Source organism: Paraburkholderia azotifigens, assembly GCF_007995085.1.
GTDB classification, from domain to species: domain Bacteria; phylum Pseudomonadota; class Gammaproteobacteria; order Burkholderiales; family Burkholderiaceae; genus Paraburkholderia; species Paraburkholderia azotifigens.
This window is the reverse complement of record NZ_VOQS01000003.1, coordinates 2,682,213-2,696,199: the sequence shown is the minus strand read 5'-3', so window position 1 is coordinate 2,696,199 and position 13,987 is coordinate 2,682,213. Positions and strand designations below refer to the sequence as shown.

The following is a 13,987-nucleotide window of genomic DNA, read 5'->3' as shown; positions in this document are numbered from 1 at the left end:
CGATGCGTCAGCCGAGAGGATACAGCCCGCGTACCTGAGCGTGCAGACGGGCCAGCCCAAACAGCGCATTCGCATACGGCGCATCGACGCCCGTCAGCTTGCCGAGTTCGCACACCGCGCCGACCAGCGCGTCGAGTTCGACAGCCTTGCCCGCTTCGACGTCCTGCAGCATCGACGTGCGCATCGCGCCGAGCTTGAGCGTGACGGCGTGGCGATCCTCGGGCGCCTGCTCGATGGGAATACCGAAGCGCGCGCCGATCGCTTTCGCTTCCAGCATCACCCGCGTGACGAAATCGCGCGCGAGCGGATCGCTGAGGATCTTGTCCGTGGTTGCGCCCGTGATCGCGCTCATCGGGTTCATCGTCATGTTGCCCCACAGCTTGTACCAGACGTCGCGCTGAATCTGGTCGGAAGCCGTCGCGTCGAAGCCCGCTTTGCGCAGCCGTTCGACGAGCGACGCGACGCGCTCGCTCGCGCGCCCCGTCGCTTCGCCGACGATCAGCCCACGTCCCTGATGATGCGCGATGACGCCCGGCGCATCGACGCGGCAGCTCGCATGCACGACGCATCCGAGCGTGCGTTCGGCGGGAATCGCGGCGGCGATCGATCCGTCGGGATCGACGCAAGCGAGGCGCGCGCCCGCGAATTCGCCGTGCAGGCCGGCGCCGAACCACCACGGCACGCCGTTCATCGCCGTCAGCACGACGGTGTCCGCGCCCAGCAGCGGCCCGATGCGCTGCGCGACGGCAGCCATGCCCGGCGCCTTCACCGCGACGATCACGAGATCCTGCGCGCCGAGCGCTGCGGGATCGTCGCTCGCCTTGACCTCAACCGTGTGCGTCTCGCCGCTCTCGACGAGGCGCAGGCCGTGTTTGCGCAACGCTTCGAGCGTCGCCCCGCGCGCGACCACGCTCACGTCGCAGCCCGCCTGTGCGAGCTTGACGCCCATCCATCCGCCGATCGCGCCCGCGCCGTAAATGCAGACCTTCATCGTTGTTCTTCCTCGCTTCAAGCTTCGCGTCAGTCTTTATAGCTGGCGTCGATCGCATCGACCTTGCGCACCAGCGCGTCGAACACATCCTGGCCTGCGCCATAGCGCGTATCGAATTGCAGCGCATCGCGCGAGCATTGCGCGGCAATCGCCTCCGTCACGGGCCGCGCGCGGCCCATCGCGAACGTCGCGACCTGGATCTCGCACGCGCGGTTCAACGTCCACAGATACGCGAACGCTTGCGGCAGCGTCGTGCCCCACGCGAGCAGGCCATGATTGCGCAGAATCACCGCCTGCCGGTCGCCTATATGCTCGACGAGCCGCGGCCCCTCTTCCGCATGGATCGTGATGCCCTCGAAGTCGTGATACGCAATGCGCTCGTGAAGTTGCGCGCTGTAGAAGTTCGTCTGCTCCAGTCCGCCTTCGTAGCACGCAACCGCGACGCCCGCTGTCGTATGCGTATGCATCACGCAATGCGCATCGGGTATGCCTTCGTGCAGCGCCGCATGCACGGTGAAGCCGGCGGGATTGACGGGATACGTCGAGCCGTCGAGGATGCGCCCTTGCGCATCGATCTTCACCAGATTGCGCGCGGTGACTTCACTGTAAAGCAGGCCGAATGGATTGATCAGGAATTGCTTCGCTCCACCCGTCACGCTTTCGGGCAGCCGCACCGTGATGTGGTTGTAGATCAGTTCGGTCCAGCCCAGCATATCGAAGACGCGATAGCACGCGGCCAATTGAACGCGCGCCTGCCACTCGTCGGGATGCACCGTCGGCGTATTGTGTTCGTCTCGCTCCATGATCTCCATGCCGATTCTCCTTCTCAGCGCGCGCCGGGTCCTGCAACAGCCGCGATCGCCGATGCGACATACGCGACGTTGCTGCGATTCAGGCCCGCGACGCACATACGGCCCGAACGCAGCAGATAAATGCCATGCTCGACGCGCAGCGTTTCGACCTGTTCCGCCGACAGCCCCGTGTACGTGAACATGCCGACCTGAGCGATGTAACGCGCGCGCATCACTTCATCGACGCGTCCCGCGAGCCCTTCGTAAATCGCATGGCGCATTTCATGGATGCGCTCGCGCATCACGCGCAGCTCGTCGTCCCACGACGCGCGCAGCTTCGGATCGCCCAGCACGCCGGCAACGAGCCGCGCGCCGTGCATAGGCGGATTGCTGTAGTTTGCGCGGATCGTGAAGGTCAGCTGGCCCAGCACGCGCTGCGCTTCCGCTGCGTCGTTGCATACGACGCTCAATGCGCCGCAGCGCTCGCCGTACAGCGAGAAGTTCTTCGAAAACGAGTTCGCGACGATCATCGGCACGTCGGCGCCCGCGAGCAGGCGCACGCACGCGGCATCTTCTTCGAGGCCGTCGCCGAAGCCCTGATACGCCATGTCGACGAAGGCAATGAGCTTGCGACGCTGCAGCACGGGCACGAGTTCGCGCCATTGCTCAGCCGTGAGATCGACGCCCGTCGGGTTGTGGCAGCACGCGTGCAGCAGCACGATGCTGCGCTCGGGCAAGGCGTCGATCGTGTCGCGCATCGCGTCGAAGCGCAGGCCGCCCGTTGCATCGTCGTAGTACGGATAGGTGTTGACCGTGTGCCCCGCCGCTTCGAACACGACGCGGTGGTTTTCCCAGCTCGGATCGGAGAGCCACACCTGCGATCCCGCGAAATGACGCTTGAGGAAATCCGCGCCGACCTTCAATGCGCCCGAGCCGCCCACCGTCTGCACCGTCGCGATACGGCCCGCGGCGCGCGCGGCGCTGTCGGCGCCGAACACGAGCGCCTGCGCGGCGTCGCGATAGGCAGGAAGGCCCGACATCGGCAGATACGAGCGCGGCGTGCCCTGCGCGACGATCGCGGCTTCGGCTTCGCGCACCGACGACATCACGGGCAGCGTGCCGTTTTCGTCGAAGTAAATGCCGATGCTCAGATTGACCTTGTTCGTGCGCGGATCGCGCTGGAAGTCTTCGTTGAGGCTCAGGATCGGGTCGCCGGGATAGGCGGGGATATGTTCGAACATGGTTGTGTCTCTATGTATGTGTGCCGAATGTTGCGCTTGATTCTGCGAGAGGTGGTGAGGACATGACTCGCCGCGTGCGCAACAGTGTCTCGAAAAGCGTGCGTTGTCACAATCAATCGATTTTGGATGATTCGTAAGTTTCGCTTTAGAATCGACGGATGGCCCTCACACGCATCACCATACGCCAATTCGAGGCGTTTCTCGCGATTGTCGATCAGAACGGCATTGCCGCGGCAGCGGAACGGCTCGGCCTGACTTCGTCCGCCGTGAGCCAGCTGCTGGCCGAACTGGAGCGCGAGCTGGGCTTTCGTCTGTTCGACCGCACGACGCGGCGCGTGAGCCTGTCCACGGCAGGACGCGATTTTCTCTCGTCCGCGGAATCCGTGCTTCGGCACCTGCGCGCGGCCGAGCAGACGGCGAGCGACATCCGCAACCGCGCAGCGGGCATCGTGCGCGTGGGCGCGCCGCTCGTGCTCGCGAGCACGGCCATTCCTTATGCGATCGCGGGCTATGCGCAGGAGAAGCCGAAGGTCGTGGTGCGTGTCGTGGATACGGATGTCGAGCAAGTGGTCGAGCGCGTCGCGAGCGGCGACGTCGATCTCGCCGTCGGCCCCGACCGCGCGACGGGCGACCGCGTGCAGCGCGCAGCCGTTTTCAGAAGCCCATGGGTGCTGTGGTGCGCGGAACATCATCCGCTTGCTCGCCGCCGACGCCTGCGCTGGCAGGATCTGCGCGGCACGCCCATCATCGCGACGGGCCGCGATCACGAGGCGAGCGTCGCGCAGATGCTGGCCGATCAGCCGTCGGACGCCCGCATCGCGCCCGTCGAGGTCGTCGACAACGTGACGACGGCGTTCGGTCTCGCCGCGCAAGGTCTCGCTGTCACGCTGGCGCCCGCGTACGTGAAGCCGCTCGCGCAGACGTTCGGGCTCGCGATGCGGCGCGTGGTCGACCCGGAAACGATCCGCGAGGTATGCATCTACCGTCCCGTCGACCGCTCGCTGTCGCCGCCCGCAGACGGCTTCGCGGAGTTTCTCGCCGTGAGCCTGAAGGCGTGGGATCGGGAAACGCAAGGCAGCGCGGGCGGAAAATGACGACCCGCTGCGGCCCTGTCAGGGCGCAGCGCGTTTTTCCGCAAAGCACTGTCGTCGCTTCAGTCCAATTACGCGATGCCGCGACGAACCGCTTCGTTGACGCCCGCGACCTGCTTCACGATCCGTACGACGCGAGCGATATGCGGCGCTTTGGTCGGCGGCATTTGCGGCATTTGCGGCATTTGCGGCATTTGCGGCATTTGCGGCGCAGCGGATTGGACTACGGCTTGCACCGCTTGCAGTGCTTCGACTTTCGGCAGCAGCCGCCCGCCGAGCCACGCGCGCACCGTCTTCCACGCAATCAGTCCGATCACGACATTGGCTGCCACGAACAGCGCCACGGCAAGCCATTCGATCTCGCCCGTCGCGCCACGTTCGACCATGCGCATCGCGAGCGTCGGCAGTGCGGCGGCGCCGAACGTGAAGGTCCAGTAAGAAGGCGCAAACGGCTGACGGCGGATCCACGGCAGCAGACGCAGCATCAGCAGCGCCTGATAAATGCCGTAGCCGAGCAGCGCGAAGGCGAACAGATCCGGCACGCCATGCGTCACGCTCATGTAGGCAACGCCACCGACCACGGGCGGCGCGACCTGAATGCCAAGCAGCGGACGTTGCGCTTCGGGCAGCGGGCTATGCACGGCGGCCCGATGCAGGATCACCGATTCGATCGCGAGCCACGACAGCATGCCCACGCCGAAGAACAGCATCCCTACCTGCTGCCAGCCGAACGATGCCGCCGCCGTCGCCGCGACGAAGCTCGGTGCGACGGCGGGCAGGTAGATCGCGGGCGTCGTCAGTTCGGGGTTACGCCCGCCTTGCCAGAAGCGCCCTTGCAGATGGACCCCGAGCGCGAGTTGCGCGACGGCAGCAAGTGCGAACACCACGAGCGCGGCAGTACGCGAGTAGTTGAGCAACGCGTTGGCAGCGAGCAGGCTCGACACCGGCCCGAGCGCCACGAACGACGATTGCAGCGGATGCTGCCATTCCGCTCGCGCTTGCGAACGTTGCCCATACCACTTGCGCACATAAGCCGCGAGCACGATGACCCAGACGGCCAGCGCGGCGAACGTCAGCGTATCGACGATGCCCGCAGGCACGTGCCAGATGTGCGCCGCTACGCGCCAGGCGTTCGCGAGCGCCAGTGAACCGACGGCGATACCGAAGAAGGAAGCGGGAATCAAAGCGGGAATCAAAGCGGGCATCGCCGTGTTGTTTGTCTTCGCTTGCATGTCGATCTCCTGTGTTGCGCGCCGCAGTCCGTACTGCATGCGATGCGCCGATGGACTGCACTGTAAAGACAGCGTCCCTGCGCGCGAATGCCGCAAAGGCTCGACAAGATGCCCGATCGGATCATTGCGGCATTGCGCTCGAATGTCCGCGTGCGATGAGCCGATCGAGCAGGAATTCGATCCGCGCGAGCATTCGCCGCGCGTGATCCGATTCGTAAGCTCGACGCTTTTCGAGTCCGCCCATGAAGGTTTCGTCAGACATGAAGCCCCTTTCGTCGACGCCCGGCAAGATCGGCGCGTGTATCGCCACCGTGTTCGCCTGCACGAATGTCCCCGCGCTCGCCGCCGCACCCGCTGCGCCTGCCGCCATCTATCAGACGCAGTTGCAGCCGCTCGACGGCAAGCTCGAATCGCTCGATCGTTATCGCGGACGGCCGCTCGTCGTCAACTTCTGGGCGCCGTGGTGCGGACCGTGCCGCACCGAAGTGCCCGCGTTCGTCGCGTTGCAGAATGCGTATCGCGGCAAGGCGCAGTTCGTCGGCGTCGCGCTCGATGAAGCGCCTGCCGTGCGCGCGTTTGCGCATGACTATGGGATGAATTACCCGCTCTATCTCGCGGGCATGGGCGGAATCGCGGCGATGCTGCGCGAAGGCGATACGCGCGGCGCGGTGCCGTTCACGGTCGTCTACGACGGCAACGGGCGCAAGGTCGGCTCGATCACGGGACTCGCCGATCCTTCGAGGCTCGAAGCCCTACTCGCGACGGCGATCGCCGCGAGTTCCGTCGATCACTGAACGCTTGCGTATCGCACGGGTGGATCAGCCGACGCCGGCTCACACGGGATCGCGCGCGGCCGCCATCTGCACGAGGGCCTTCGCTTTTGCGAGCGGCTCGACGAGCGATGCCTCCAGCCCATAGCCGTCGACGAGCGCGCCCGTCACGTCGTCAATCGCGAGCCACGTGACGCGCGCGTCGTCTTCCCAGACGAGCGCTTTGAGCGGCAGCAGCAGGCCGGCGCACGCATTGGCCTGCATGACGGGCGTGCCGCCCTTCGGGTTGCCGAACACGATCAGCCGCATCGGACGCAGCGTCATGCCCACCTGCGCGGCGGCATCGGCCTGGTCGATATCGACGAAGATCGTCATGCCCTTGTCGGCGAGCAGGCCGCGCAGCCGCGCGACCGTGATCGAAAAGCCGTGCTCGCTCTTGAACGTCGAAACCGACGAGGGAAATGATGCAGCGGCTTTCATCGCGGACTCCCGTGGACGCATTCACCGCAGTGTAGTCATTGCGCCGCAGCAACAGAAGCGGAAGCTGCCTGTTCGGCCAGCGCGCGGAAATTCTCCGGCGTCGCGAAGCCGAGGTATTGCGCCTGCATCTCGGGCGTCAGCACTTCGATCAGCGTGCTGTTTTCGATCCACAGCTCGATCACGTCGAAGAAATTGTTGCCGCGCGTGCAGCGCACGGCGCGCCAGCCTTCGCGCTCGCCGATCGCGATCACCTCGCCCGCCGACAGCGGCGACGCGACGGCCATATGGAAGCCGCTGTATTGCGCGCGCGGGCCGGCCATCGACGCAAGCGGCTCGCGCGAGTCGCCGGGCGTGAGCGTCAGGTTGCTCGGATAAGTCTCGATGATCGTGCCGCGATCGTCGCCTGCTACCGCCATCCACGCGCCTTCGAAAGGCGAAAACGGCGCGGCGAAACCGCCCCATACTTCGGCAAGGGTGCGCGCGACGCGCTCGGGATTTTGCGTGGGAATGGACGCATGAAAGATCATCGAAACTCTCCAGTAACGCGTGACGTGATGAACGACGCTCGGGCGCGGTGATGTCCGCGGGTCTCGCGCGTCGGATGCAGGCGGCGTCGTGCGTTCTCGTTGTTCTTGTCACGTGCGCGGCATGGGCGAAGCCGAGGATTGCTGCATGCGCCGGGATGCAGCGGGCAATGCGGTGAGTAGTAGAACGGGCCCGGTTCGTCGCGTTTGAAAACGCGGCAACGGTATGAGCAAAAGGATGCGCGGGCACCCACATCGATCGCCATGCTAGAAGCGCGGAGCGGCGCTACCAATCGGGAGTTTTACCAACAGCTTTCGTTTCGTCCGGCGACGCGCTGCTTCGCGCGCTCGCGGCCTGGCGAAAAAAACGCCCGCCATGGCGGCGGGCGGTTTGTCTACAGATTTCGCAGACGTGTCTGCGCGCGTCAGACAGCGGCGTTAAACAGCGGCGTTAAAAAGCTGCGTTAAACCGCCATCACCGTGACGGCCTTCGTCACGAGGTAGGCTTCCATCGCCTCCGGTCCGCCTTCCGAGCCGTAGCCCGAATCCTTCACGCCGCCGAACGGCATTTCCGGCGTCGGCGTGGCGGGCTGGTTGATCCACAGCATGCCGACTTCGAGGTTCTGCGACAGCAGGTGCACGTTGCGGAACGACTTCGTGAACGCGTAGCCCGCGAGGCCGAACGGCAGGCGGTTCGCTTCGGCGATTGCGTCTTCGAGCTTGTCGAAGCCGCGGATTGCCGCGATCGGGCCGAACGGTTCGTTGTTGAACACGTCGGCTTCGAGCGGCACGTCCGTCAACACGGTCGGCGCGAAGAAGTTGCCTTCCGAGCCGATGCGCTCGCCGCCCGTCGCGATCTTTGCGCCCGAGCTGCGCGCGTTGTCGATGATGTTCGCCATGGCCGTCAGACGGCGCGCGTTCGCGAGCGGCCCGAGCTGCGTGCCTTCGGCGAGGCCGTCGCCGACTTTCAGGCCTTCCGCATGCTTGACGAGCGCTGCGGCAAATTCTTCGCGGATGCTGTTGTGCACGAGGAAACGCGTCGGCGAGATGCACACCTGGCCCGCGTTGCGGAACTTCGCGCCGCCTGCTGCCTTGACGGCGAGCGCGACGTCGGCGTCTTCAGCGACGATCACGGGCGCGTGGCCGCCGAGTTCCATCGTCGCGCGCTTCATGTGCTGGCCCGCGAGCGCGGCGAGCTGCTTGCCGACGGGCGTCGAGCCCGTGAACGTGACCTTGCGGATGACGGGATGCGGGATCAGATAGCTGGAGATCTCAGCGGGGTCGCCGAACACGAGGCCGACCGCGCCGGCGGGCACGCCTGCATCGACGAAGGCCTGCAGCAGTTGAGCGGGCGACGCGGGCGTTTCTTCGGGCGCCTTGACGAGGAACGAGCAGCCGCTCGCGAGCGCGGCGCTCAGCTTGCGCACGACCTGGTTCACCGGGAAATTCCACGGCGTGAAGGCGGCGACGGGGCCGATGGGCTCCTTGATGACGAGCGATTGCGCGTTCAGGTTGCGCGACGGGACGACGCGGCCATAGACGCGGCGGCCTTCGTCGGCGAACCATTCGATGATGTCGGCGGCCGACAGCACTTCGATACGCGCTTCGGCGAACGGTTTGCCTTGCTCCTGCGTCATGAGGCGCGCGATGTGATCGGCGCGCTCGCGCACGAAGCCGGCCGCCTTGCGCATGGTCGTGGCGCGTTCGTTGGCGGGCACCTTGCGCCACGCTTCGAAGCCCTTCTGTGCCGCTTCCAGCGCGCGGTCCAGATCGGCCTTGCCCGCGTGCGCGACCTTGCCGATCGGCTTGCCCGTCGCGGGATTGACGACGTCGAGGGTCTTGCCGCTGGCGGCGTCGCACCACTCGTTGTTGATCAACAGGCGGGTGTCGGTGTAGGTGCTGGATGTGACCATGCTCTGTTTCCTTGTGAAGGTTCTGTTCTGCGCTGCGCGCGCCCTGGAATGGCTCGGGAGACGTTGATCTTAGCTGATTGTTGGAATCCTTTCCTGCGGAGTTGCGCCTGGGCGGCGTGGGGGGCGGTTCGCTGGCAGGGGCGGTTTTGGCGCGCGATGGCGTATGCGGTTTTGGGTTGTGAACAGTGCAGTGCTGGCATCCGCGAATTCGCATCGGTGCTTCAGGCGTTGCCCCTGTGCGGGGCGGCACTTACTTTCTTTGCCGCCGCAAAGAAAGTAAGCAAAGAAAGCGGGCTAACCCCGCCAGTTCTGGTAGTTGCCTGCGGGCCCCCGACCGGTCCCGCACTCCACACGGCATCGCACTTTTCCACGCATGTTGCCAGCGCCTTGAACAGGCGCATCACCCTCTCCACTCACCCGTAGCCCAGCCAACGGCAGCGATCCGTCTGCGCCGCCCAGGTGGCAAACGGTGTGTAGGGTGTCGCACCTTACGCGTTCGCGCTCTTACGACACCGATCCCGCTTTTCAGTCCGGAGTGGTGCATTTCCGTCGCGACAGCCTACACACCGTTTGCCACCTGGGCGGCGGTGGACTTCCTGGTAACGCAATTCGCGACGCGGGATTGTGAAGCGGGTGAGGCGTGAGTTAGCACGCTGGCAACGGGCGTGAGACGGTGCGATGCCGTGTGGAGTGCGGGACCCGTTGGGGGCCCGAAGGCAGGAAGAAGAATTGGCGGGGTTAGCCCGCTTTCTTTGCTTACTTTCTTTGCGGCGGCAAAGAAAGTAAGTGCCGCCCCGCACAGGGGCAACGCTTGCAGCACCGATACGAATTCGCGGATGCCAGCGAACAAGTGCGAGCGGCTTTCTTTTGCTTACGTTCTTTGCGCCGGCAAAGAACGTAAGGGCCGCCCCACCGACGCCCGCATCGACACCGTCACCGGGAACTCACGGAAAATCTCCCACTTCGTCCCGTAGCACTGGTTGATGAGCCAGCGCACCGCGTTCTGCGTCAGCTCCGCAGTCGGTATATGGACGGATGTCAACGCAGGCGCCGAGTACGCCGCCGAATAGTCATCGTCGTAGCCGATCACCGACACATCGCCCGGCACCGAAATGCCAAGCTGCTGGAAGCGCGCCAACGCGCTGACGGCCATCGTGTCGTTGGCGCAGAAGAGCCCCGTGAACGGCACCTTCGATTCGAGCAGCTGACACGTCGCCGCATACCCGCCTTCGGGCGAAAAATCCGATTCGATCAACGGCACCGTATCGCGTGCAATGCCGTGACGCGCGAGTTCGTCGAAGAAGCCGTCGAGCCGCTCCACGTTGTCCGACGCCGTGTACGGCCCCGAAATCACGGCGAGCTGCCGATGCCCATGTTCGAGCAGCGTCGCGGCCGCCAGCTCGCCGCCGCGCCGATGGTCCGCGCAAAACGATGCATCGGGCAGCGCGTCGAACGCGCGATTGAGGAACACCATCTTCGGGTGCAGCCGATGCAGCTCGTCAAGGTCTCCGTCATGCAGATCGTGACTGATCACGACGACGCCATCGCAGTCGCGTCCGATCAGAAAGCGCACGGCCTCCAGCGCCTGCTCGCGCGGCGTCGACTCGCCGCAGCCCGTCGCCACCACCACATGCCGATGCACCGAGCGCAACTCGAGATCGGTCTGCTTGAGAATCGTGCCGTAGTACGAGCCGAAGAACGTCGGCACGAACAGGCCGATGATGCCGAGTTGCTGTGTGGCCATCGCGCGGCCAATCGACGACGGCCGGAAGTTGAGTTCGGCGATCGCGGCCTTCACGCGCGCGGCTGCTTCGGCCGATACGGGTCCTTTGCCCGAAATGGCGCGCGAGGCCGTCGAGAGCCCCACGCCCGCCAGCTCCGCCACATCTTTGAGGGTCGCCACGGTGTCTCCGTCCGCTTGTAATGTTGCGCCTGCCGTTCAGAGGCGCGCCCCGCCCGCCTCGTCGAACAGCGATACATGCGCGCCGTCGATCGCGAACGCCACGGAATCGCCAACGGCGACGGGCGTTTTCTCCTGATCGATCGACGCTATCTGAGTGCCATGATAATCGAGCCAGATAACCCGGTGGTTGCCCATTGGTTCGATCAGCGACACCTGCCCACGCTGATTCGGGTCCGCGCCGATCCGCACGCGCACGTCTTCGGGCCGCACGCCGAGCACGCACGGCTTGCCGCTTTCAGGCGGCGCGGCGAACGGATACGACGAAACATCGAGGTCGAGATTCGCACCCGTGAAGCGCACGCCGTCGCGCTGCGCAAGCAGCGTGCCGTTCAGCAGGTTCATCGCCGGAGAGCCGAGAAAGGTCGCGACGAACAGGTTCGCGGGCCTTGCATACACCTCGGCGGGCGTGCCGAACTGCTGGATCACGCCGCTCTTCATCACGGCCATGCGCGTGGCGAGCGTCATCGCCTCAACCTGATCGTGTGTGACGTAGATCATCGTTGCGCCGAGTTGCTGATGCAACTGCTTGAGTTCGCGGCGCAGTTCCGTGCGCAGCTTCGCATCGAGATTCGATAGCGGCTCGTCGAACAGAAACACATCGGCTTCGCGGACGATCGCGCGTCCGATCGCCACGCGCTGCCGCTGCCCGCCCGACAGTTGCGCGGGCTTGCGCTTGAGCAGCGGACCGAGTTGCAGCATGTCGGACGCGCGCGCGACGCGCCGCTCGATCTCCGCCTTCGGCGTGCCGTTGACGCGCAATGCGAACGACAGATTGCGCTCGACGCTCATCGTCGGATACAGCGCATACGACTGAAATACGAGCGCGATGCGCCGGTCCTTCGGATCGGCCCACGTCATGTCCTCGCCGCCGATCTCGATGCTGCCTTCCGTCACGTCGATCAAACCCGCGATGCTGTGCAGCAGCGTCGACTTGCCGCAGCCCGACGGACCGAGCAGCACGACGAATTCACCCGCCCGCACGTCGAGATCGAGCGCGTCGATCACCGTGTTCGCGCCCAGCTGGATCTTCAGGTCGCGGACCGCGACGTTTGCCATGTTCGTTGCCATGTCGTTCCTTCAGCGTCCCTTGGCGACCCTTCAGCCCTTCACCGCGCCCGACGCGATGCCGCGCACGAACCAGCGGCCCGAAATGAAGTACACGGCGAGCGGCACGACGGACGTCAGAATCGTCGCCGCCATGTTGACGTTGTAGATCTTCTCGCCCGTCGTCGTGTTGATGATGTTGTTCAGCTGCACCGTCATCGGCAGATTGCGCGTGCCCGCGAACACGAGGCCAAGCAGGTAGTCGTTCCAGATGTTCGTCACCTGCAGGATCATCGCGACGACGATGATGGGCAGCGACATCGGCAGCATCAGCTGGAAGAAGATGCGCCAGAATCCGCCGCCGTCGATGCGCGCCGCCTTGAACAGCTCGAGCGGAATGCCCGCGTAGTAGTTGCGGAACAGCAGCGTCATCACGGGCATGCCGAATATCGTATGAATGATCACGATGCCGGGCAGCGAGCTGAACAGATGCACGGCGGCAAGCACGCGGACCATCGGATAGATCATCACCTGATACGGAATGAACGCGCCGAGCAGCAGCACGCCGAAGAACAGACCCGCGCCGCGCGGCCGCCAGAACGACAGCGCATAGCCGTTGATCGCACCGATCACGATGGAGAACACCGTGCTCGGCACGACGATGCGCACCGAGTTCCAGAAGCCCACGCGGATGCCGTTGCAATCGAGTCCCGTGCACGCCGACTGCCACGCGTCGGCCCAGGGTGCCAGCGTGACGTGCATCGGCAGCGCGAGCAGATTGCCCAGACGTATCTCGCTCATCGGCTTCACGGATGTGACGAGCATCACGTAGAGCGGCAACAGGAAGAACAGCGCGGCGATGATCAGAAAACCGTAGATGCCGAGACGCGACGGCGAAAAGCGCTTCCTTCGCGCATGCTGCCGGCGCTCGCGCTGACGCGGCGCGTGACCGGAAGGTTCCAGCGTCGTGCTCATCACACCTCCTTGCGCGACGCGTTGCGGCTGCGCGCATAGAGAAACGGCGCGAGAATCGCAAGCACGGTGGCCAGCAGCACGATCGAAGCCGCCGATGCCAGCCCGATGTTCGCGCGCCCGAACAGATAGTCCATGATGAACTTCGCGGGCACCTCGCTCGCCGTGCCCGGACCGCCTTGCGTCATCGCGACGACGGCGTCGAACAGTTTGACGACGGCGACGAACAGCAGCACGAAGGCCGTCGAGATCGAGGGGCCAAGCATCGGAATCACGATGCTCAGATACACGCGCCAGCGCGCAATGCCGTCGATGCGCGCGGCTTTCCACAGCTCGTCGTCGATGCCGCGCAGGCCCGCCAGCATCACCGCCATCACAAGGCCCGAGGCCTGCCACACGGTGGCGATCACGATCGTATAGATCACCCAGTCCTGATCGACGATCCAGTCGAAGCGCGCATGCGCGAAGCCCATCTTGTGCAGCAGCGACTGCGCGCCGAGTTCGGGATTGAGAATCCATTGCCAGACGAGGCCCGTAGCAACGAACGACATCGCATACGGATACAGGAACACCGTGCGCAGCACGCCTTCCGCCATCACGCGCTGATCGATGAAGATCGCGAGCAGCATCCCGATCGCGAGACACGCGACGATGAAGCACACGCCGTAGATCGCGATGTGCTGCAGCGACACGAGCCAGCGGTCGTTATGAAACAGCCGCACGTATTGAGTGAAGCCGACGAAGTCGTTCGACGGAAACGTGCGCGAGTTGCTGAGCGATACGCGCGCGGTCCACAGCATCGTGCCGAGGTACGCGAAGATCACTGTCAGCATCATCGGTATCAACGCGATCCACGCGGCGAGCGACCAGCGCTTGCGCAAGGGACGCGCGCGCGCCTTCGCAACGTTGCGTGCCGATGCGTCCGACCCGGCCGTCATGTCAGGCAACGCGTGCGACTTGAGCGTCCCCATCGTG

At 65.0% G+C, this 13,987-nt stretch carries 14 protein-coding genes; 2 read left to right on the top strand and 12 right to left on the bottom strand.

Annotated features, from left to right (window positions below):
* Nucleotides 1–7: 7 nt before the first annotated feature.
* The 3 genes from FRZ40_RS29330 to FRZ40_RS29320 are packed head-to-tail and all read right to left on the bottom strand — an operon-like array spanning nucleotide 8 to nucleotide 3,023.
* A complete protein-coding gene (locus FRZ40_RS29330) occupies nucleotides 8–991 on the bottom strand; it encodes a 2-dehydropantoate 2-reductase (RefSeq protein ID WP_147236442.1) in 984 nt (327 codons plus the stop codon).
* Between the two features lie 29 nt (nucleotides 992–1,020).
* On the bottom strand, nucleotides 1,021–1,803 hold the full coding sequence (locus tag FRZ40_RS29325; RefSeq protein WP_028367813.1) for a class II aldolase/adducin family protein: 783 nt from the start codon (nucleotides 1,801–1,803) through the stop codon (nucleotides 1,021–1,023).
* A 14-nt stretch (nucleotides 1,804–1,817) separates the two neighbouring features.
* Nucleotides 1,818–3,023 carry an amino acid aminotransferase gene (locus FRZ40_RS29320; protein ID WP_147236441.1) on the bottom strand — a complete coding sequence of 402 codons (1,206 nt, stop codon included), beginning with the start codon at nucleotides 3,021–3,023 and terminating at the stop codon, nucleotides 1,818–1,820.
* Between the two features lie 158 nt (nucleotides 3,024–3,181).
* Between FRZ40_RS29320 and FRZ40_RS29315 the strand changes: the two genes are divergently transcribed.
* Nucleotides 3,182–4,117 (top strand): LysR family transcriptional regulator, encoded by a 936-nt coding sequence (locus FRZ40_RS29315; RefSeq protein ID WP_028367811.1) that lies wholly within the window; start codon nucleotides 3,182–3,184, stop codon nucleotides 4,115–4,117.
* Nucleotides 4,118–4,185: 68 nt separating this feature from the next.
* Here the strand turns inward: FRZ40_RS29315 and tehA are convergent, their stop codons facing one another.
* Both tehA and FRZ40_RS44150 read right to left on the bottom strand, forming a co-directional pair.
* Nucleotides 4,186–5,346, bottom strand: a complete 1,161-nt coding sequence (gene tehA / locus FRZ40_RS29310) for a dicarboxylate transporter/tellurite-resistance protein TehA (protein ID WP_147236440.1) — start codon at nucleotides 5,344–5,346, stop codon at nucleotides 4,186–4,188.
* 121 nt (nucleotides 5,347–5,467) lie between these two features.
* Nucleotides 5,468–5,608, bottom strand: a complete 141-nt coding sequence (locus FRZ40_RS44150; protein ID WP_155995615.1) for a hypothetical protein — start codon at nucleotides 5,606–5,608, stop codon at nucleotides 5,468–5,470.
* Here FRZ40_RS44150 and FRZ40_RS29305 point away from each other — a divergent pair.
* On the top strand, nucleotides 5,607–6,140 hold the full coding sequence (locus FRZ40_RS29305; RefSeq protein WP_147236439.1) for a TlpA family protein disulfide reductase: 534 nt from the start codon (nucleotides 5,607–5,609) through the stop codon (nucleotides 6,138–6,140). The genes FRZ40_RS44150 and FRZ40_RS29305 overlap by 2 nt on opposite strands.
* Before the next feature lie 39 nt (nucleotides 6,141–6,179).
* Here the strand turns inward: FRZ40_RS29305 and FRZ40_RS29300 are convergent, their stop codons facing one another.
* The 7 genes from FRZ40_RS29300 to FRZ40_RS29260 all read right to left on the bottom strand — a co-directional run bounded on the left by FRZ40_RS29300 (nucleotide 6,180) and on the right by FRZ40_RS29260 (nucleotide 13,983).
* On the bottom strand, nucleotides 6,180–6,596 hold the full coding sequence (locus FRZ40_RS29300; protein WP_028367809.1) for a DUF302 domain-containing protein: 417 nt from the start codon (nucleotides 6,594–6,596) through the stop codon (nucleotides 6,180–6,182).
* Between the two features lie 35 nt (nucleotides 6,597–6,631).
* Nucleotides 6,632–7,123, bottom strand: coding sequence for a hypothetical protein (locus tag FRZ40_RS29295; protein WP_147236438.1), 492 nt, complete (start codon nucleotides 7,121–7,123; stop codon nucleotides 6,632–6,634).
* A 461-nt stretch (nucleotides 7,124–7,584) separates the two neighbouring features.
* On the bottom strand, nucleotides 7,585–9,033 hold the full coding sequence (locus FRZ40_RS29290; protein ID WP_147236437.1) for an NAD-dependent succinate-semialdehyde dehydrogenase: 1,449 nt from the start codon (nucleotides 9,031–9,033) through the stop codon (nucleotides 7,585–7,587).
* Between the two features lie 871 nt (nucleotides 9,034–9,904).
* Nucleotides 9,905–10,936 (bottom strand): LacI family DNA-binding transcriptional regulator, encoded by a 1,032-nt coding sequence (locus tag FRZ40_RS29275; protein WP_147236434.1) that lies wholly within the window; start codon nucleotides 10,934–10,936, stop codon nucleotides 9,905–9,907.
* Nucleotides 10,937–10,972: 36 nt separating this feature from the next.
* Nucleotides 10,973–12,064, bottom strand: coding sequence for an ABC transporter ATP-binding protein (locus tag FRZ40_RS29270; protein ID WP_147236433.1), 1,092 nt, complete (start codon nucleotides 12,062–12,064; stop codon nucleotides 10,973–10,975).
* Between the two features lie 30 nt (nucleotides 12,065–12,094).
* Nucleotides 12,095–13,015: a carbohydrate ABC transporter permease gene (locus tag FRZ40_RS29265; RefSeq protein WP_147236432.1), complete on the bottom strand. Its 921-nt coding sequence runs from the start codon at nucleotides 13,013–13,015 to the stop codon at nucleotides 12,095–12,097.
* On the bottom strand, nucleotides 13,015–13,983 hold the full coding sequence (locus tag FRZ40_RS29260) for a carbohydrate ABC transporter permease (protein WP_147236431.1): 969 nt from the start codon (nucleotides 13,981–13,983) through the stop codon (nucleotides 13,015–13,017). Before FRZ40_RS29260 ends, FRZ40_RS29265 begins: the two co-directional genes overlap by 1 nt.
* Nucleotides 13,984–13,987 lie beyond the last annotated feature (4 nt).